Annotated in this window: 10 protein-coding genes and 4 pseudogenes; 10 read left to right on the top strand and 4 right to left on the bottom strand. The window is 64.3% G+C overall.

Features of this window, described 5'->3' with window-relative positions:
* Positions 1 to 14 precede the first annotated feature (14 nt).
* Genes AB5975_26725 through AB5975_26715 form a run of 3 tightly spaced genes read right to left on the bottom strand, consistent with a single transcriptional unit; the run spans position 15 to position 2,699 of the window.
* Positions 15 to 809: an ABC transporter permease gene (locus AB5975_26725; protein XDR20012.1), complete on the bottom strand. Its 795-nt coding sequence runs from the start codon at positions 807 to 809 to the stop codon at positions 15 to 17.
* Positions 810 to 813: 4 nt separating this feature from the next.
* Complete coding sequence (locus AB5975_26720; protein XDR20011.1) at positions 814 to 1,683, bottom strand: ABC transporter permease; 870 nt, start codon at positions 1,681 to 1,683, stop codon at positions 814 to 816.
* Positions 1,680 to 2,699, bottom strand: coding sequence for an ABC transporter ATP-binding protein (locus tag AB5975_26715; GenBank protein ID XDR20010.1), 1,020 nt, complete (start codon positions 2,697 to 2,699; stop codon positions 1,680 to 1,682). The genes AB5975_26720 and AB5975_26715 overlap by 4 nt, the downstream gene beginning before the upstream one ends.
* Positions 2,700 to 2,948: 249 nt before the next feature.
* Between AB5975_26715 and AB5975_26710 the strand changes: the two genes are divergently transcribed.
* Positions 2,949 to 3,776 (top strand): IclR family transcriptional regulator, encoded by an 828-nt coding sequence (locus AB5975_26710; GenBank protein XDR20009.1) that lies wholly within the window; start codon positions 2,949 to 2,951, stop codon positions 3,774 to 3,776.
* A gap of 68 nt (positions 3,777 to 3,844) precedes the next feature.
* On the opposite strand, the pseudogene AB5975_26705 reads toward AB5975_26710, so the two are convergent.
* Positions 3,845 to 5,696, bottom strand: a pseudogene (locus tag AB5975_26705) (ABC transporter ATP-binding protein).
* Between the two features lie 336 nt (positions 5,697 to 6,032).
* Between AB5975_26705 and bcsE the strand changes: the two are divergent.
* The 9 genes and pseudogenes from bcsE to bcsC all read left to right on the top strand — a co-directional run bounded on the left by bcsE (position 6,033) and on the right by bcsC (position 19,741).
* A complete protein-coding gene (gene bcsE, locus AB5975_26700) occupies positions 6,033 to 7,523 on the top strand; it encodes a cellulose biosynthesis protein BcsE (GenBank protein ID XDR20008.1) in 1,491 nt (496 codons plus the stop codon).
* Positions 7,520 to 7,705, top strand: coding sequence for a cellulose biosynthesis protein BcsF (gene bcsF / locus AB5975_26695; protein ID XDR20007.1), 186 nt, complete (start codon positions 7,520 to 7,522; stop codon positions 7,703 to 7,705). The genes bcsE and bcsF overlap by 4 nt, the downstream gene beginning before the upstream one ends.
* A pseudogene (gene bcsG / locus AB5975_26690) lies at positions 7,698 to 9,310 on the top strand (cellulose biosynthesis protein BcsG). The gene bcsF and the pseudogene bcsG overlap by 8 nt, the downstream one beginning before the upstream one ends.
* Positions 9,307 to 9,525 carry a cellulose biosynthesis protein BcsR gene (bcsR, locus tag AB5975_26685; protein XDR20006.1) on the top strand — a complete coding sequence of 73 codons (219 nt, stop codon included), beginning with the start codon at positions 9,307 to 9,309 and terminating at the stop codon, positions 9,523 to 9,525. The pseudogene bcsG and the gene bcsR overlap by 4 nt, the downstream one beginning before the upstream one ends.
* Positions 9,522 to 10,229, top strand: a complete 708-nt coding sequence (gene bcsQ / locus AB5975_26680; protein ID XDR20005.1) for a cellulose biosynthesis protein BcsQ — start codon at positions 9,522 to 9,524, stop codon at positions 10,227 to 10,229. Before bcsR ends, bcsQ begins: the two co-directional genes overlap by 4 nt.
* A pseudogene (gene bcsA, locus AB5975_26675) lies at positions 10,226 to 12,834 on the top strand (UDP-forming cellulose synthase catalytic subunit). The gene bcsQ and the pseudogene bcsA overlap by 4 nt, the downstream one beginning before the upstream one ends.
* Positions 12,834 to 15,120: pseudogene (gene bcsB, locus AB5975_26670) on the top strand (cellulose biosynthesis cyclic di-GMP-binding regulatory protein BcsB). Before bcsA ends, bcsB begins: the two co-directional pseudogenes overlap by 1 nt.
* Positions 15,120 to 16,235, top strand: coding sequence for a cellulose synthase complex periplasmic endoglucanase BcsZ (gene bcsZ, locus AB5975_26665; protein ID XDR20004.1), 1,116 nt, complete (start codon positions 15,120 to 15,122; stop codon positions 16,233 to 16,235). The pseudogene bcsB and the gene bcsZ overlap by 1 nt, the downstream one beginning before the upstream one ends.
* Positions 16,223 to 19,741 (top strand): cellulose synthase complex outer membrane protein BcsC, encoded by a 3,519-nt coding sequence (gene bcsC / locus AB5975_26660; protein ID XDR20003.1) that lies wholly within the window; start codon positions 16,223 to 16,225, stop codon positions 19,739 to 19,741. Before bcsZ ends, bcsC begins: the two co-directional genes overlap by 13 nt.
* The last annotated feature ends 102 nt before the right edge of the window (positions 19,742 to 19,843 follow it).

Raw genomic sequence — 19,843 nt, 5'->3', positions numbered from 1 at the left:
AAGGGCATTCCTTGTCATTGCTTGCCCACCAGCACGCGGTCCAGGCCGTATACCCGGTCCAGGGCGATCATGGTCAGGGCGGTGACGGCGATCACCAGGGCCGAAACGGCGGCCATCATCGGGTCGATCGATTCGGTGGCGTATACGTACATGCGTACAGGCAGCGTTTGGGTGGCGGGCGAGGTGACGAAGATCGACAGGGTCACTTCGTCGAAACTGTTGATGAACGCCAGCAGCCAGCCACCGGCCACGCCCGGCAGGATCATCGGCAGTGTCACTTTGCAGAACAGCGTGATGCGGCCGGCGCCCAGGCTTTGTGCGGCCTGCTCGGCGCTGCGGTCGATGCCGATGGCCGCAGCCAGTACCAGGCGCAGCACGTAGGGCGTGATCACCACCACGTGGGCGAACACCAGCCAGGCAAAGCTGCCATTGACCCCCAGCAGGGCGAACAGCCGCAGCAGCGCTACGCCCAGCACCAGGTGCGGGATGATGATCGGCGACAGCAGCAGGCCGTTGACAAAACCTTGGCCAGGGAAGCTGTAGCGGGTCAGCGCCAGGCCCGCCGGCACGGCGATCAGGGTGGCCAACGAGGCCGCCAGGGCGGCGAGTTTCAGGCTGTTGTAGAACGCGTCAAGGAAGTCGGCGCGCTCGAACACGGCGCTGAACCAGCGCAGCGAGAAGCCAGCGGTGGGCAGGCTCAGGGTGTTTTCCGGGGTAAATGCCACCAGGCACACCACCACCAGCGGGGCGAGCATGAACAGCATCACCAGGGCGTGAAAAGACAGGGCCAACGGGCCGTTACGGGTCATCGGTTCAAACTCCAAGTGCGCGTTTGTAGCGGCGTTCGACCAGCCGGTTCCAGCTGAGCATCACCAGCAGGTTGATCAGCAACAGGGCGACCGCGATGGTGGCCCCCATCGGCCAGTTCAGTTCGGCCAGGTACTGGTCGTAGATCATGGTGGCGACCATCTTCAGTCGGCGCCCGCCCAGCAGGCCGGGGATGGCGAACGAACTGGCAGCCAGGCCGAACACGATCAGCGTGCCCGACAGCACACCGGGCATGATCTGTGGCAGCACGATGCGGCGGAACACCGTCCACTGGCTGGCGCCCAGCGACAGCGCGGCCTGCTCGGCGGCCGGGTCGAGCTTTTGCAGCGAGGTCCACACCGGGATGATCATGAATGGCAGCATCACGTGGACCAGGCCGATGATCACCGCAAACGGTGTGTACAGCAGCTTCACCGGCTGCCCGCCGAGGGCCGTGATGCCTTGGTTGACCAGGCCATCGGCACCCAGCAGCAGGCTCCAGCCGAATGCCCGCACCACCACCGAAATCAGCAGCGGAGTCAGCACCAGGATCAGGAAGATCGAGCGCCACGGCGCACTCATGCGGCTGAGTACCATGGCCTCGGGGATACCGATCAGCACACACAGCAAGGTGACCAGGGCACTGATCCAGAAGGTGCGGAAGAAAATCTCGTAGTAATAGGTGTCGGTCACCAGGCTCAGGTAATGGCTGAGCGTGTACTGGCCGGCCTGGATACCCGTGGTGTAGTCGAACGCGTTGAACGACAGCAGCACGGTCAGCCCCAGCGGCATCACCAGCAGCGCCAGGAACAACAGCAGGGCGGGGCTGCTCAGGCCGTAGCCCCAGGCGTTGCTGCGCAGTTTTGCGGTACTCATGCCGCCACCTCAGCCGCGTTCAGTACCCGCAGCAGGGCATCGTTCCAGTCCAGGCCAACGTGCGTGCCTTCCTCCAGCGGTGCGTTGCCATCGTTGGCACGAACCACGGCCAGGTTGCCCAAGGCCGTGTCGACGCGGTACAGCCACTGGCTGCCGAGGAAGTAGCGGCAGCTGATGCGGCCCGCCAGCTTGCCGCTGCCGGCGGCGCCAAGGTTGATCTTTTCCGGGCGCAGGCTGAGGGTCAGCGGGCCTTGGGCCGCAGCCTGCGGTTGCCCGCCGGGGCCGGTTACGCCTCGCAGGCGGTTGGCCTTGCCGACGAAGTCGGAAATGAACGGCGTGCCTGGGTGTTCGTAAAGCCGGTAAGGGTCATCGACCTGGGTGATACGCCCGGCTTCCATCACCACCACCCGATCACTGATCGACAAGGCTTCGGCCTGGTCGTGGGTGACCATCAAGGTGGTGATGCCCACCTCGTGCTGAATGCGACAAATCTCGAACTGCATTTCTTCACGCAGGTGCGCGTCCAGGTTGGACAGCGGCTCGTCCAGCAGCAGCACCGGCGGTTCGATCACCAGCGCGCGGGCCAGGGCTACACGCTGACGCTGGCCGCCGGACAGTTCCCGTGGGTAGCGTTCGGCATGTTTGTCCAGGCGTACCAGCGCCAGGGCCTGGTCGACGCGGCGGGCGATGTCGGCATTGGCCACCTTGCGCATGCGCAGGCCAAAGGCGACGTTGTCGCGCACGGTCATGTGCGGGAACAGCGCGTAGCTCTGAAACACCACCCCCAGGCCGCGGCTGGCCGGTTTGGCATGGGTGATGTCACGGCCATCGAGCACGATGCGCCCGCTGGTGACTTCGACGAAGCCGGCGATCATCTGCAGGGTGGTGGTCTTGCCACAGCCGGAAGGGCCGAGCAGGGAGACGAACTCGCCTTTTTCGATGGACAGTGACGAGCTGGCCACTGCCTCCGTGGCGCCATAGCGCTTGCAGAGTTTGTCGATCAACAGAAAGGTCATGGCTGTGCTCCATCGCAAACGGAACCGGGGTCAACCGGCAGTTTCAGGGTGGGCAGAGCGCCAGCGGCGAAAAGCAAAGCTTTTACGGACGTTGGCGCTCGCTTCTGTGGCGGCGGCCGATGTTGTGATATCGCCCTATGGACCGGAGAGTAGGGCAATGATTAGGATGGCGACAAAGGGTAATTTCACTGAGTGACAGCTATTTTGAAATTATTCCACTCATTGGAATTTCTTAGGGTTAAGTGAAAAATGGATTCCGATAAACGAAATGAACAAGGCAAGGAAGTCGGCGTCACTGCGGTGTCCCGTTTGTTCGCCGTGTTGCGTGCGCTGGGTGATTGCGCTGGCGAGGGTGAGAAGGTTAGCCAGCTAGCACAGCGGGTTGGCCTGGCGCAGCCGACCACCCACCGTTTGCTGCGCAGCCTGATCGAAGAGGGCATGGTGGACCAGTGTGCGACCAGCAAGCGCTACCGCCTGAGCCTGGATTTCTTCGCCCTCGCGGCCAAGGCCGGGCAGGCTGGCAACCTACGCGATGTGGTACGCCCGAGCCTGCTGAGGCTTTCGGCTTCATTGGGTGATTCGCTGTTTTTGCTGGCACGTTCAGGGTTCGACGCGGTGTGCCTGGACCGCAGCGAAGGGCCGTACCCGATCCGTACCTTCACCGGTGATATCGGTGGCCGCGTGGCCTTGGGCGTGGGGCAGGGCAGCCTGGCGATCCTGGCCTTCCTGCCCGAGGAGGAGCGTGACGAGGTGATCCGCTACAACTTGCCGCGCTTGAAGGACTTTCATCATTACGACGAAGTGCTGCTGCGTGCCGAGATCGACAACGTGCGCAGCCTGGGCTATGCCGGGCGCAATACCGGCGTGCTCGACGGCATGGCCGGTTTGGCGGTGCCGATCCTTGACCGTAATGGCCATGCGGTCGCGGCCCTGAGCGTGGCGACCATCAGCGACCGCCTGGGGCCCAACCGCATGCCGACCGTGGTGGCATTGCTCAAGCGCGAGGCAGCGGCGATTGGCGAGCGTATCAACCCGTTTGATCCGGTGTTGCGCCGGCCTTCTCATGTGTTTGGTTAGTGCCAAGGCATTGCCGCATCGCCAGAACAACAGTTGGGGCCGCCCTGCGGCCCCAACCAATAGCAGGCCTACTCCACAGCCTCTGCAACACCCTGGTCTTCCCCAGGAAGCCACCGCTCTGGTGCTGCCACAACCGCGCATAGGTGCCATTCTTCGCCAGCAGTTCGGTGTGGGTGCCTTGCTCGATGATGTGCCCTTCATCCATCACGATCAGCCGGTCCATGGCGGCGATCGTCGATAAACGGTGGGCAATGGCGATCACGGTCTTGCCTTGCATCATTTCATCCAGGCTCTCCTGAATGGCTACTTCCACTTCGGAGTCCAGCGCGCTGGTGGCTTCGTCCAGCAGCAGGATCGGTGCGTTCTTCAGCATGACCCGGGCAATGGCGATGCGCTGGCGCTGGCCACCTGACAGTTTGATGCCGCGCTCCCCCACCAGTGTGTCGTAACCGCTGTTGCCCTGGCGGTCGCTGAGCTGGCCGATGAATCCATCGGCTTGGGCGTTGGCTGCAGCGGCGCGGATCTGCGCCTCGGTTGCATCGGGGCGGCCATAGGCGATGTTGTCGCGAATCGTTCGGTGCAACAGCGAGGTGTCCTGGGTCACCATGCCGATAGCATTGCGCAGGCTGTCTTGCGTGACCTTGGCCACGTTCTGCCCGTCGATGCGGATTTCCCCCTTGTCCACGTCGTAGAAGCGCAGCAACAGGTTGATCAAGGTGGACTTGCCCGCACCGGAGCGACCCACCAGCCCGACTTTTTCGCCTGGGCGAATCTTAAGGCTGAGGTCGTTGAGCACCTGGCGCTCGCCGTTGTAGTTGAAACTGACCTTGTCGAAGCTCACCGCGCCACCGGTGGTGACCAGCTCGGTAGCATCTGGCGCATCCTGCACCTTGGGGCCGCGGGTGAGGGTGGCCATTCCGTCCTGCACGGTGCCGATGTTTTCGAACAGCGAGGTGATCTCCCACATGATCCAGTGCGACATGCCGTTGATACGCAAGGCCATGGCGGTAATTGCCGCCACCGCCCCGGTGCCGACCTGGCCCTGGTGCCACAGCCACAGTGCATAGCCCCCGGCGCCCATGATCAAACCCACCACCAGCGCCTGGTTGACGATTTCGAACTGGCTGACCAGGCGCATCTGACGAAAGCCGGTCTGTTTGAAGTCTTCCATGGCCGCACGGGCAAAGTGCGCTTCGCGGTTGGAGTGGGAGAACAGCTTCACCGTGGTGATGTTGGTATAGGCGTCGGACACCCGCCCGGTCATCGACGACCTGGCGTTGGCCTGCTCCTGCCCGACTTTGCCCAGGCGCGGTACGAAATACAGCATCGCCAAACCGAACAGCACGACCCAGGCGATGAATGGCAACATGAGTTTCAGGGCGAAACCGCCGGCCAGGGCAATGATCGCGATGAAGTACACGCCAATCCCAGGGAGGATTTCGATGAGTGTGAACAGCACATCGCGCACTGCCAGTGCTGTCTGCATCACCTTGGTGGTGACCCGGCCGGAAAACTCGTCAGAGAAGAACGACAAGCTCTGGCGCAGCATCAAGCGGTGGAAGTCCCAACGCAGCCGCAGCGGCAAGTTGATTGCCAGCACCTGGTGTTGAACCATGGTGCGCAGCGCCACCAGCCCGACGCTAACCAGCAGGACGATGCCGATGCCCCAGAGTACGCGGCTTTCGTCGGGGCCGACGGTGCCGCCGGCCTGCCACGCCGAAAGCAGGTCGACCACCTGGCCGAGGAAGGCGAACAGCCAGGCTTCATAGATCGATACCCGGCACTGAGCAGTGCCAGCGCCAGGATGTAGCCTCGGGCGCCGCGGGTGCAGGCCCACATGAAGCGCACCAATCCCATTGGCGGCGGTGGCACCTCGTCGGGCGGGAAGGGGTCGAGCCTGCGCTCAAAGATACCAAGCATGCTTGTCTCCGGAATATCGATTTTTACTTAACCGGTAACCATACAGCACAGCGCGGGATTCGCCTTCAGCAGCCAGCACCGATGCAGGCAAAGTGCATCACATCAAGCGCTGTGCAGGGCCGCCTGCGGGGCGTCTGTTAACAAAACTTTGCAATTGATTACATTTTCGTCTGATTGCAAATTGCCTTGGTGCTGTAGGATTGACGCGCTTTTATCTTTCGTGATGTTTTTGTCGTTTTATTGACGTAGCTCATGAGGCTTCCTCAGCGGGCATGTCACATTCTCCTTTCAAGCCCTTTCGATTTACTTAGCAGAGCCAGTGTTTTGACGTATGCAATGCCGTTGTTGGCTATTTCCGGCCTGAGCGCCGAGAGTAGCCAGCTTCATCAGCAAGGATTGTATTGGTTAGCCTGTGACGCCACCGAAGACGCCACTTTGCTATGCCGCCAGGTGGTCGAAGGCATGCCCGCTCATACCAGGGCAGCCCTGATTGCCGAAACGCAAGCCATGGATGACGTGCTGGGTGCGCTCGACGCCGCATGCGGCCCGGCCGAGCTGGCGCTGTATGAAGCCAACCCGCGTGCCACCCGCTACCTGTTGCATGATCTTCCCCGTCTCGATGCCCCTGGGCGTGTGCTGGTGCTGCTGGCACCGGCCGATGCCTGGGCGGGCACCGAAGTCGAGCACTGGTGCAATGCCCTGCGCCCCGCTTTGGTGGCCGAGGCAGCGCTGCTGCTGGTCATCAGTGGCGGGCAGGGTACCGCCCTGGTCGAGCGCCTGCGTGCAGTCAATCAAAGCGTGGACGGGTTGGCCCAGGTGTACCGTGGCAAAGGTGGGGTGCGCTACCTGCAGCATTTCTGGAGCAACCCGCTCGGCAAGGCTGGTGCGTGTGAACTGCAACTGGAGCGCCGTAATGCGGGTTTTGCCGTTACCGGAGCGCCGCAGGTGCCAGCCGACACCGGTGGCGATGAGCTGCTGTGCCTGGCCCAGCGCCCAGTACTGGAAGGCGCACCCGCGTTCTCCGAGCACTGGCAGGTCTGCGAAAGCCTTGATGAACTGAGCGCCAAGGCCAGCCGTGCGGTCTCTGCCACGGTAATCTTCGCCATCGATGGTGGGCAGCGCCTGGACCACCTGGCGCGCCAGCTGCACCGCCTGCGCCAGCGGCGTGGCAATGCCTTGAAGTTGGTGGTGCGCGAAATGGCACCCACCCTGCGTTACCAGGACGAACAACTGCTGCTGGCCTGCGGCGCCACCCAGATCGTGCCGTTCGGCGCCAGCTTGTCGCGCTTTTTGACCATGGTCGAAAGCATCCAGGGCTATGTCTGGCGCCGGAACCTGCCAAGCGACTTCGATGCCTTGCTGGCCCGCCTGCGGCCGCAGGCCATCTGCGGGCTGGTGGCACCCCGGGCATTCGCCGAAGCGGTGCAAACCATGTGGCAGGGTGTGCGTCACGGTGAAATCGTCCACCAGTTACTGGTGCTGCACCCGGCGCCTGGGCTGACCCCACTGCAGGCTTGCTCGCGCACGGCGTTCCGCCGTGATGGCGACATTGCGTGCGTGGTTGGCGAGGTGTTGTTCCTGTTCCTGTTCGCCTGCCGCTGCGAAGGTGTCGAACAAGCGCTGGATCACATCTTCCAACTGTCGTGGAAAGAGCTGTTCATTAGCCAGGAGGTGCTTGCCGACCTCGACAGCCTGGCCGCCCCGGCGTTTCTCGACAGCAGCTTGCCACAGCCACCCCGGGCCGATCCGGTGGTGCAGCGGCAGGCACAGGCGTGGCCGGCACTGGCCCCGCGCAAGGTCGCTCTGGCCAAGCGGGGGGGCGCATGAACTTCGTGCAACTGCTGCAGGTGGTCGGCATTACAGCCCTGGTCACATTGGGCCTGGCTTTGTTGATGTTGCGCCTGTGCGCGGCCCTGCGCACTTGGTTGCGCCGTCGCCTTTCCCCCCGTTACCTGAAACCACTGGGCGTACGCCACCGCGCTGTACGCCAGGGCCCCCAGAATGACTAATACCACCGTCACCCTCCCGGTACTGGCCCGCTGGCCTGGACTGGGAGGGTGAACCTCTATTTTTTTGCCAAATTTTTGTTGGTCGCCCTTGGCATGCTCGACTTCCAGGCATTGCCAAACCTGCTGTTCGCTGCGTTTCTGCTGATCCCGTTGCCGGGCAAGTGGCTGCGTATTGCCCGGCAACTGCTGGCGGTACCCATCGCAATCGCGCTGTTCTACCAGGACACTTGGCTACCACCCTTCAGCCGCCTGTTGGCGCAGCCGGGGGTGCTGGATTTTTCGTGGGACTACCTGCTTGAACTGCTGGGCCGCTTCGTCAACTGGAACCTGTTGGGCGCGCTGACGCTGTTGCTGGTGGGTTACCTGTACCTGCGCCATTGGCTGCGCCTGAGCACCTTGAGCCTGCTGGGGCTGGCCTGGTTGGCAGCTGGCGGCTTGCCATCGCTGGGGGCGGGCCAGGCGCCCGGCGTGGTGACGAGCACCCCGGCCGAACCGCTGCCCACCACCGCAGCCGCTGACAATGCCACGCTCGACAGCTGGCTTGAGCGCTTCTTCGCCAGCGAGCGCGAGCGGGTAACGGCGTTTCCTGCCGTGAATGCCGATGAACAGCCGTTCGACCTGCTGGTGATCAACATCTGTTCGCTGGCCTGGGATGACCTGTCCGCCGTGGGGCTGCGCGACAACCCGTTGCTGTCGCGCATGGACGTGGTCTTCGACCAGTTCAACTCGGCAACTTCCTATAGCGGCCCAGCCGCCATTCGCGTGCTGCGTGCCAGCTGTGGGCAGTCGTCGCATGCTGGCCTGTACCAGCCTGCCCCGGAGCAGTGCCTGTTGTTCCAGAACCTGGCCCGGCTGGGTTTCCAGAGCAACACTTTGCTCAACCACAGTGGCCGGTTCGACAACTTCATCGGTGACATTACCCAGCAGCGCATGCCACAACCGGGCATGCGCAATACCGACTTCCCAAGGGCACTGGTGGGCTTCGACGGCTCGCCGATCGCCAGCGACCTGGAGGTATTGCGCCGTTGGTGGGGGCAACGCAAAAGCACTGCGAATGAGCATGTGTCGCTGTTTTACAACAGCATCAGCCTGCATGACGGCAACCGTATCGTCACCGCCGACGGCGGTACCCGCGTGGCCGACTACGCCACCCGCGCCAATCGCCTGTTCGGCGAGCTTGGCACCTTCCTCGACGAATTGGAGCGCAGTGGCCGCCGGGTAGTGGTGGCCATTGTTCCAGAGCATGGCGCTGCGTTGCATGGCGACCGCATGCAGCTGTCGGGCATGCGCGAAATCCCCACGCCGTCGATTACCCATGTGCCAGTCGGGCTGAAGTTCATCGGCATGGGCCAACCTGCCCGCAGCGAGCCGCTGCGGGTCACGGCAGCCACCAGTTACCTGGCGTTGTCCGAGCTGATCTCCCGTGTGTACGCGGGCCTGGGCCAGCAGCACGTGCTGGATGTGCCCGGCCTGCTGACCGACCTGCCAACCACCGAACAGGTTGCCGAAACCGCCGGCGCGCAGGTGCTGAATTACCAGGGGCGCGCCTACATGCGCCTGCAAGGCCAGCCTGACTGGCAGCCCATCCCCAAGGAGCGCCCATGATCACTGGCAAGGCAGACCCGTCCGACCGCAGCGACGACATCGCCCAACTGCGCCAGCACCTGGACATGCCCGAGCTGAACTACCAGGACATCTCGATGCTGGTGGGCGTTCAGCAAGCCCTGCAGCGCTGGCCGTTGCTGGGTGAAAGCTGTCGGGCCAGCAGCCAGGACGGGTTGTACGCGGCTGTCAGGCAGCGCGAGGGCGTTTCGTCATGACCAGCCTGGCCCTGCACGGGGTGCGCGGAGGCCTGGGGCGCAGCGCCTTGTTGGCTGCGCTGGGCTATGCGCTGCAGGGTATGGGCGAGCGGGTGCTGCTGATTGACCTGTGCCCAAGCAATTTGCTCGGCCTGCACTTCAACCTGCCGCTGGATACGTCCGAGGGCTGGGCGCTGGCCGAGCGGGAAGGGCGGCCGGCCAGCGATGCTGTGTATGAGGTGCTCGATGGCCTGTGCCTGCTGCCGTTCGGCAACCTGCCTGGCAGTTCGCGGCACCTTGTGCCTGACGCGCTGGCATGGCGTGCTCGCCAGGCCGAACTGGCTGAGCAGTTCGATTGGGTGTTGTTCGACCTGCCGCAACCGTTGGCCGACAGCGCTGGCAACGGCATCGAGACCGATGTGCGGGTACTGGTGGCTGAGGCCGAAATGGCCAGCCACCTGCTGCTCGGGCGCCGACCGGTTGAGCACTACGACATGCTGCTGGTCAATCGCTACGACCCGGCCAGCCGTTTGCAGAGCGACCTGTTGATGGTGTGGCGCGACCTGTTCGGTGAGCGCTTGCCGATCCAGGTGGTCCACCGCGACGAAGCCTTCCTCGAAGCCCTGGCGTGCAAGGCGCCGCTTGGCCATTACGCCCCGCAGAGCCTGGCCTGCCGGGACGTACAAAGCCTGGCGGTACGCTGCCTGACGAGGCGCGGGCCGTGACCTTGACTCCTCTGTCGGCCTATACGTGGTTCACCGCCCGTGGTGCGCGGCTACCGGTTGCCTGGCTGTTTACCTTGGGCGTGTGGCTGGCCTTTCTGTTCCTGCGCCTGGAGTCACCCGCCTGGCAGGCATTGCTGGCCGAACGCCAACGCCTGTACCCGCAGCTTTCAGGCAAGCGCCCGAGCCTGGGTGACCCGCTACGGCTGCTGATCCAGAGCCTGTGGTTGCTGGTGCGCCGTCAACCGGTGGCACGCACAACAGGGCCTGGCCGCCGAGCATGGGGCGCAGTGCGCTTGCGACTGCGGGGTGTTGGCCAGGTTGGGCGCCATTACCGAGGGCTGCTGATCGATGCACTGCATCGGGTGCCCGCGCGCTACCGCGCCAGTGCTTTCAGGCACGAAGCCTCGGCACGCCTGCGCGGCCTTAGCGTGCTCGCCAGGCGGGTGTTCTACAGCGTGTTGACGGTGTGCGCCGCAAGCCTGGCCCTGCTGTGCGTGACTGAACCGTTCGGCTACCTGGCGCAACTGATGTTCATCTGCCTGTTGCTGGGCATTGCCATGCTGGTGCGACACATGCCGGGGCGCTTCCCGACCCTGATGCTGATCGTGCTGTCGACCATTATCTCGTGCCGCTACCTGTGGTGGCGCTACACCTCGACCCTGAACTGGAACGACACCACCGACCTGGTGTTCGGGGTGATTCTGTTGGCAGCCGAAACCTATTCGTGGTTCGTATTGATCCTGGGTTACATCCAGACCAGCTGGCCGTTGCAGCGCAAACCGGCCAACCTGCCGGCCAACCCGCAGCACTGGCCGACTGTCGATTTGTTGATTCCTACCTACAACGAAGACCTGTCGGTGGTGCGCACCACGGTACTGGCCGCGCTGGGCCTGGACTGGCCGCGCGAGTGCCTGCGCATCTACATCCTCGATGACGGCCGCCGTGATGCGTTTCGTGCTTTTGCCGACGAAGCCGGGGTGGGCTACATCGTGCGGCCCGACAGCAAGCACGCCAAGGCCGGCAATCTCAACCATGCGCTGGGTGTGACCGACAGCGAGCTGATCGCCATCTTCGACTGCGACCACGTGCCGGTGCGCTCCTTCCTGCAAATGACCGTGGGCTGGTTCCTCAAAGACCCGAAGTTGGCGCTGGTGCAGACACCGCACCATTTCTTCTCGCCCGACCCGTTCGAGCGCAACCTCGGCTCGTTCCGCCGTCGCCCCAATGAAGGCGAACTGTTCTACGGCTTGATTCAGGATGGCAACGACATGTGGAACGCGGCGTTTTTCTGCGGCTCGTGTGCCGTGCTGCGCCGCACCGCATTGGAAAGCATCGGCGGTTTTGCCGTCGAGACCGTGACCGAAGACGCCCACACCGCCCTGCGCATGCACCGCCAGGGGTGGTCGTCGGCTTACCTGAGCATTCCGCAGGCCGCGGGCCTGGCCACCGAAAGCCTGTCGGCGCACATTGGCCAACGCATTCGCTGGGCCCGTGGCATGGTGCAGATCTTCCGCACCGACAACCCGTTGTTCGGGCGTGGGCTCAGCCTGTTCCAGCGGGTGTGCTATGCCAACGCCATGCTGCACTTCCTGGCCGGCTTGCCACGGCTGATATTCCTGACCGCGCCGCTGGCGTTCCTGTTGCTGCATGCCTACATCATCTACGCACCGGCGTTGATGATTCTGCTGTACGTGCTGCCGCACATGATCCACGCCAGCCTGACCAACTCGCGCATGCAGGGCAAGTACCGGCAAACCTTCTGGGGCGAGGTGTACGAGACCGTGCTGGCCTGGTACATCGCCCGCCCGACCACGGTGGCGCTGTTCGCGCCGAAAAAGGGCAAGTTCAACGTCACCGCCAAAGGCGGCCTGATGGAGCAGGCGCAGTTCGACTGGCGTATCGCCCAGCCTTACCTGTGGTTGGCGGCGCTCAACGTGGTTGGCCTGGGCTTTGCCGTGTGGCGCCTGTTCACCGGCCCCACGGCAGAAATCGGCACGGTGATCGTCAGTTCGCTGTGGGTGATCTACAACCTGCTGATCATTGGCGCCGCCGTTGCCGTGGCCGCCGAAGTGCGCCAGGTGCGCCGTGCCCACCGCGTGCAGATGCGCTTGCCGGCGGGGCTGGTACTGGCCAGCGGTCATGCCTACCCCTGCACCCTGGTCGATTACTCCGATGGCGGTGTCGGCCTGCAGGTGCAGCAAGGCCTAGAGCTGAAACCGGGGAACAGGTACGTCTGCTGCTCAATCGCGGCCAGCGTGAGTTCGCCTTCCAGGCGTGTGTCACCCGTACCGTCGGGCAACACGTGGGCCTGGTGTTCCACGCACTTGACCAGCAACAGCGCATCGATCTGGTCCACTGCACCTTTGCCCGTGCCGATGCCTGGCTTGGCTGGAGCGAGCAGCATGAGGTGGAGCGCCCGCTGCGCAGCCTGATCGATGTACTGAAGCTGGGCGGTGTCGGTTACCTGCGCCTGTTCGAGCACATGCCACCCTGGCTGAGGGCGCGCTTGCGCCCACTGCGTACGCTGGCGCTGTGGTTGGCCAGCTATTGGCCCCGCACACCGCGGGCAATCCCTTCCATGAACCCTGTTGATCGAGACGCATGATGACTGGTTATCCCGCGCGTGCCTGGGGCCTGGCGATGGCGCTGCTCACCGCCTTGTCGCAGAGCGCCGCTGCTACCTCCCAAGCCCCGCTTGCCGAGCCCGCAATACCTACACCCACGGTACCGAACTGGCCGGTTGCGAAAACCTTCGAGCAGCTTGGGCATGCATCCGACAGCCTGCTGCTGGGTGTACGCAACAGCGAGCATATCGAGTTCGGCTTGCGTCGCGACCGCCTGGCCACCGAGGCCAGCTTGCAACTGGACTACACGCCTTCGCCGGCGCTGCTGCCGAACCTGTCGCACCTGCGTGTTTACCTCAATGACGAATTGATGGGCGTGGTGCCGGTGGAGAAGGACCAGCTGGGGCAACGCGTGCGCCGCCAGCTGCCGCTGGACCCGAAGCTGCTCAGCGACTTCAACCGAGTACGCCTGGAGTTCGTCGGGCACTACACCGATATTTGCGAAGACCCAGCGCACAGCGGCCTGTGGCTGAACCTGAACCGCAAGAGCCAGGTGCAGTTGCACGAGCAAGCCCTGGTGCTGGAAAACGACCTGGCGTATTTCCCGTTGCCATTTTTCGACGCGCGCGATACCGGCAAGGTGGAGTTGCCGGTGGTGTTCAGCGGCGTGCCGAGCCTGGGCGAGCAGCGTGCGGCGGCCATCCTGGCGTCCTATTTCGGCAGCCAGGCCGGTTGGCGCAAGGCCAGCTTTCCGGTGCTGTACAACCAATTGCCTGCCCGTGGCGACAAGCCTGCACCGAGCATCGTGTTTGCCAGCAACGACCGCCGCCCGGCGCTGCTCGCCGACCTGCAGCAGTTCCCGCTGGTCGATGGCCCGGTGCTGCAGATGATCGACCACCCCGACGACCGCTTCAGCAAAGTGCTATTGGTGCTGGGCCGTAACGACGACGACCTGGTCAAGGCGGCCTCGGCGCTGGCGGTTGGCAACAACCTGTTCCGTGGCGCGCGGGTGAAGGTGGAGCAGATGACTGCCTTGCAACCGCGCCAGCCCTACGATGCGCCGAACTGGACGCGCACCGATCGGCCGGTACGTTTTGCCGAGCTGCTGGATTACCCTGAGCAACTGCAAGTCAGCGGCCTGCAACCGCGACCTGTGACACTGGCGCTCAACCTGCCACCCGACTTGTTCGTGTGGCGTAACCAGGGCATTGCGCTACGCACCCTGTATCGCTACACGGCGCCGGCGGTGACCGATGAATCGCGCCTGAGCATCAGCGTCAACGACCAGTACATCACCAGCATGCCGCTGGTGGGCAATGACCGGCGCGGCGGTACGCTCGAGCAAATGCGCCTGGCCGTGCTGTCCGCTGACAACACGGCAGTGACCGAGAAGTCGCTGGTACCGGCGCTGAAGATTGGCGACCGCAACCGCATCCGCTTCGATTTCAGCTTTGCCAGTACCCTGGGCAGTGCTCAGCGTGACCGCTGCCAGACCTCGCTGCCGGTAGACGTGCGCGCAGCGATCGACGACAACTCGACCATCGACCTGTCCGGTTATCACCATTACATCGCCATGCCCGACCTGCGTGCCTTCGCCCGCAGCGGCTTCCCGTTCAGCCGCATGGCCGACCTTTCCGAGACCCTGGTCATCATGCCGGCCAAACCCACGGCGATGCAGGTTGGTACGTTGCTCGACACGGTTGGCGGGCTAGCCGGGCAGATCGGTTATCCGGCGCTTGGCCTGCAACTGATCGATGACTGGAAACACGCCGCAACGGCAGACGCCGACTTGTTGCTGATCGGCAACCTGCCCGAGGCTTTGAGCGATGCGCCCAACCTTGGCCTGCTGCTCAGCGCTCAGCGTGACTGGCTGCTGCAGGGGGCGCAGCGCAAGGTTACCTGGCGGCCAGCGCTTCGATACCGAGCCGGTGGCTGCGAGCAGCCGCGTGGCAGTCAGTGCGCAGGCGCCGATTGCCGCCATCACCGGCCTGAAATCGCCATTTCACCAACAGCGCAGCGTGGTCGCCTTGTTGGCCAACAGCGACGGCGATTACGCGTTGCTGCGCGATGTGCTTGGCGATGTGGGCAAGCTCGATGCGGTGGCAGGCTCGGTAACGCTGGTGCGCAGCAGTGGCCTGAGCAGCCAGTTTGTGGGCGAGCACTATTTTGTCGGTGCGCTGCCGTGGTGGCTGCTGCTGTGGTTCCACTTGTCCGAGCACCCGGTGTTGTTGGCGGCGATCGCGGCGGTGTGCGTGGTGCTGTTCGCTTTCTTGCTGTGGCGAGCATTGCGCTGGGCCGGCAAGCGCCGCTTGGGTGAGGCGAGGTGATGATGCGCCAGATGCTGGTAGGGTTGGTCGCCCTGGGCCTGCCCGTTTTCGCCAATGCCGAGGCGGCGTGCTCATGGCCTGCCTGGGAACGTTTCAAGGCCGAGCTGGTGAGTGCGGACGGCCGGGTGATCGACCCGAGTGACGCGCGCTTGATCACCACGTCGGAAGGGCAGAGTTATGGGTTGTTCTTCGCCTTGGTGGGCAATGACCGCGACGCCTTCGCCCAGTTGCTGCGCTGGACCGGCAACAACCTCGCCGAAGGTGACCTGGCCAGGCACCTGCCGGCCTGGCTGTGGGGGCGTAACGAGCAGCAGCAATGGCAGGTGCTGGACGCCAACAACGCCAGCGATGCCGACCTGTGGATCGCCTACAGCCTGCTGGAAGCAGGGCGCTTGTGGCAGCAGCCCGCATACACGCAACTGGGCCAGCGCCTGCTGTGGCGTATCGCGGCGCAGACCGTGCGCAAGCTCCCAGGCCTTGGGGTGATGCTGCTGCCAGGTGACTACGGCTTCGAGGACGCCCAGGGTACCCGCCTGAACCCCAGCTACCTGCCGCTGCAGCTGTTCGACCGCTTCAGCGAGGTGGACCCCTTGTGGGGAGAGCTGGCGGCCAATACGCGGCGTTTGTGGTTGGCTTCGTCGCCAAAGGGCTTCGCCCCGGACTGGTTGCTGTGGACACCGGCCGGCAAGCCAGCGGCAGACCCGCAGCATGGCAGTGCCGGTGATTACGACGCCATTCGTGTGTACCTGTGGGTCGGCATGTTGGCCAAGGATGCGGTGCAACGCAACGAATTGGTCGCCCATTACGCGCCGATGGCGGCATTGACCCAGCGCCAGGGGCTCCCCCCCGAGCGCGCGGACGCACGCAGCGGCGAAGCTAGCGGCCAGGGGCCGGCCGGCTTTTCTGCGGCATTGCTGCCATTGCTGGCAGCCTCGCCGGCGCACGTGGCCGGCTTGGCGGCCCAGCGTCAGCGTTTGCGCGATCAGCCGGTCGAGGCCAAGGCGTATTACAGCCAGGTGCTGGTGCTGTTCGGCCAAGGCTGGGATGAGGCCCGTTATCGTTTTGACCCGCACGGCCGCTTGTTGCCGGCCTGGAGCGCGCCATGCAACGAATGATCGGCGTGCTGATGCTGGCGACAGTCACCTGCCAGGCAGCGGCGCAACCCAAGGATGCCGATGAGCAGCGCCAATGGCTGCTGGACCAGGTACGTCGCGGCGAAGCGCTGCACCGTGACGACCTGGTCCGTGATGCACTGGGCCGGCTGCAGTTGCTGGAACCGCGCAATCCGGATGTATTGCTGGCAGCCTTGAGCCTGGCACTGCGCGAAAAGAACAGCAGCGCTGCCGAGCAATTGGGCGCCCGGATCAGTGCCGTGGCACCTGGCAGCCTGCAAGCACGCCAAGCCAGTCGCCTGCTTGAGCTGCAACACCCCGAGTCTGCGCGGCGCTTGCAGCAGGCGCGCCTGTTGGCGGTGACCGGCCGCTATGAAGAGGCACTGGCGGTGTACGAGCAGCTGTTTGCTGACGAGCCACCCAGCCTGGAGTTGGCCCTGGACTACTGGCGCGTGCGCGGCAATCTGCCGGGCCAGCGCCCTGGGGCGATTCGCCAGTTGCAGCGGTTGGATCAGCAGTACCCAGGCAGTGCCGGGCTGCGCCAGACCCTGGCCGGTTGGCTGTTCGCCGAAAAGCGCGATCGCGAGGCTTTGGCCTTGCTCGATCAGCTGTCACGCGACCCTGGTGCACGGGATGCTGCGGCCCAGCGCGAGTTCGATTACTTGGCGGGGCAAGCGGTGAGTGCCAGCAGCGCGGTGGCCTGGCAAGCCTTTGTCCAGCGCTACCCCGCTTCGCCACTGTTGGCGCAGGCCAGCGAGAATCTGCAACAGCAGCGCAAACTGTTGGCCGACCCGGCCTGGCAGGCTGGTCAACGGGGCAAGGCGCTGCTCGACAAGGGACGTCATGCCGAAGCCGAAGCACAGCTGCGCCGGGCGCTGCGCCAGTACCCAGACGATGCCAGCCTACATGGGGCGTTGGGTTATGCGCTGATGTCGCAAAAGCGATACGACCAAGCCAATGCATCTTTTCGGGCTGCGACTGACAAGGAACAGGACAGCTACAAGATCAGCAAGTGGAGCGATATGGCGTCGGCAAGCCGATACTGGGCGGTAATCCAGAGCGGGGACCGTGCGCTTGCTGCAAACGACCTGCCAACAGCGCGCTCACGCTATCAGCAGGCACGCCAGCAGCGTCCAAACGATGAGTTCGCCTTGTTGGGCCTGGCCGATGTGTTAATGGCCGAGGGCAATACAGTTGCTGCCGAACGGCAGTTTCTGCAGGTCCGGCGTATGGCGCCGGATAACGGCATTGCCGTGCGTGGCTTGATGCGCGTTTACCAGGCGCAATCGCCAGACAAGGCGCAGGCCTTCCTGGACAGCCTGCCAGCACGTCAGCAAACGCAGTTCGCCGGCCTGCGCCGCAGCCTGGCGCTGGCGCGCTTACGCCAGCAAGGGGATGAAGCCTTGCAGCGCGAAGACTGGTCGACGGCCAGCCAGGTGCTGAACCAGGCCGCGTCTTTGGCCCCTGATGAGCCTTGGCTGGTCTACCAGTTGGCCAATAGCCTGCGTCATCAGGGGCGCACCGCCGAGGCCGACGCAGCCTTCGCCAGGGTGGTGCAGCACCAGCCACATGACCCGGCAACCCGCTATGCCCACGGTCTGTTCCTGGAGTCCAGCGACCGTGATGCCTTGGCCCTGGACAGCCTGGGAGCGATACCGCAGCCGGCCTGGACCCCGGACATGCACGCGCTTGAGCAGCGTATCCAGCGGCGCATGACCCAGGCCTCGGCGCAGCAGTTGCAGGCGCAAGGCCGCAACGCCGATGCGACAGCCTTGCTTGAAGCCAGCCTGGCGCGTGGCGAAGCCAGCCCGGATGACCTGATGCTGTTGGCCGACTGGGCCGCCGCGCTTGGTGAGCCTGGTAAAGCGCGGGGCTATTACCAGCGTGTACTTGCCGTGCAACCTGGCCGAGCCGATGCGCGCCTTGGGGTGATGGAAAGCGCAGTGGCCGAGGGTAATCTGGCGCAGGCTCGGCACATGCTGGGCGTGCAGGTGCCACAATTGGCTGCCGATGACAGTAATGCCCAGCGACGCCTGGCGGCGGTCTGGGTTGCCTTGGGCGAACACCAGCAGGCGGCCAGGCAGCTCGACCGGGTCGCAGCGCAGCAGACGCGCCCCGATCCGTTGTTACGGCGCGACGCCGCCCGCCTGGTAGTGCAGGAGGACCCGCAACGGGCGCTGGACCTCTATGCGGCAGCCATGGCTGATGCACAGATGTTGGACCGCGCTGCGCTAGCACCACGGGATGACTGTGCATTGACGCTAGCCAGCCGCGAGCAGGAGGGTGACGACTGGCTGGCGCGCAGCCTGCGCAGTGACGTGGATGCCCTGTATCGCCAGCGCAATACCCACGTGACGCTGATGCACGATTACGGCTGGCGCGAGGACGACGGTACGCCTGGCACTTCCGAACTGAGTAAGCATTCGACCTTGTTGCATGTCGATACCCCTTGGCAGGACGGCACTGCCTTTGCGCGGGTAGAGCGCATCGGCATGGATGCAGGCGCGTTTGAGCAGAACGATGAGGGGCGCTACACCCCCGACTTCGGCAGCTGCCAGTTCGTTGGCCAGACCGCTGACGGCAAAACGCTGCCGGCGTGTACGGGCGGTTCGCAGACAGCGAACGGCAGCGTGCTGGCGTTGGGTTGGCAGGGCAGCCGCTGGGCGTTCGACCTGGGCACCACCCAAGGCTATGCCATCAACAATTGGCTGGGCGGCGCAACGGTCAACGGTGACCTGGGCCAGGTTGGCTGGTCGCTGACCGCCTCGCGCCGGCCGATGAGCAATTCCCTGCTGTCGTTCGCCGGGGCACGCGACCGCCCGACGGGCGTGCGCTGGGGCGGGGTCACCGCCAACGGTGCCACGCTGGGCCTGAGTTGGGACCAAGGCGGCGACAACGGGGTGTGGGCCAGCCTGGGGCACCATTGGCTGTACGGCGAGAACGTGGCTGACAACCAGCGTACTCGGGCCATGGCGGGCTATTACCACCGCGTAGTGGAAAAGGCCGACGAGCGTGTGCGTGTTGGCCTGACGCTGATGCACTGGCGCCACGACAAGGACCTGAGCGGCTACAGCCTGGGGCAGGGTGGTTACTACAGCCCGCAGCGCTACAGCTCGGTGGGCGTGCCGGTCAGTTATGCCTGGCGCAACTACGATTGGTCGGTGCTGCTGGAAGGTTCCGTCAGCTGGTCCCAGGCCCACAGTGACAGCAGTCGCTTGTATCCGCACGCGCACGTCAATCGCAAGGTGCTGGCGCAGCATGGCGTTGACTCCAACATCGATGCCATGACTGAAGCCAGCGACAGCAGCGGCTTGGGCTATCGCGTGCGTGGCCTGTTCGAACGGCGCCTGAGTGATCAGTGGGTGCTGGGCGGCGGCTTCGACTGGCAGCACAGCGATGACTACGCGCCTAGCCATGGCATGCTCTACCTGCGCTACCTGTTCGAGCCATGGCGCGGCAACCTGGCATTGCCGGTAACGCCGCTGGAACCCTACAGCGAGTGGCGTTGACTGCATCGACATGGCCAGGGTTGACAGCAGCCCCGACGCACCACCATTATCCAGCCATATCTACGCAACCGGCTTGCCAGCATGTCCATATCCAACCACGCC

The organism is Pseudomonas putida (assembly GCA_041071465.1).
In the GTDB taxonomy this organism is placed as follows: domain Bacteria; phylum Pseudomonadota; class Gammaproteobacteria; order Pseudomonadales; family Pseudomonadaceae; genus Aquipseudomonas; species Aquipseudomonas putida_P.
Note: the sequence above shows the minus strand (reverse complement) of the source record. Positions and strands in the feature narration are given on the sequence as shown.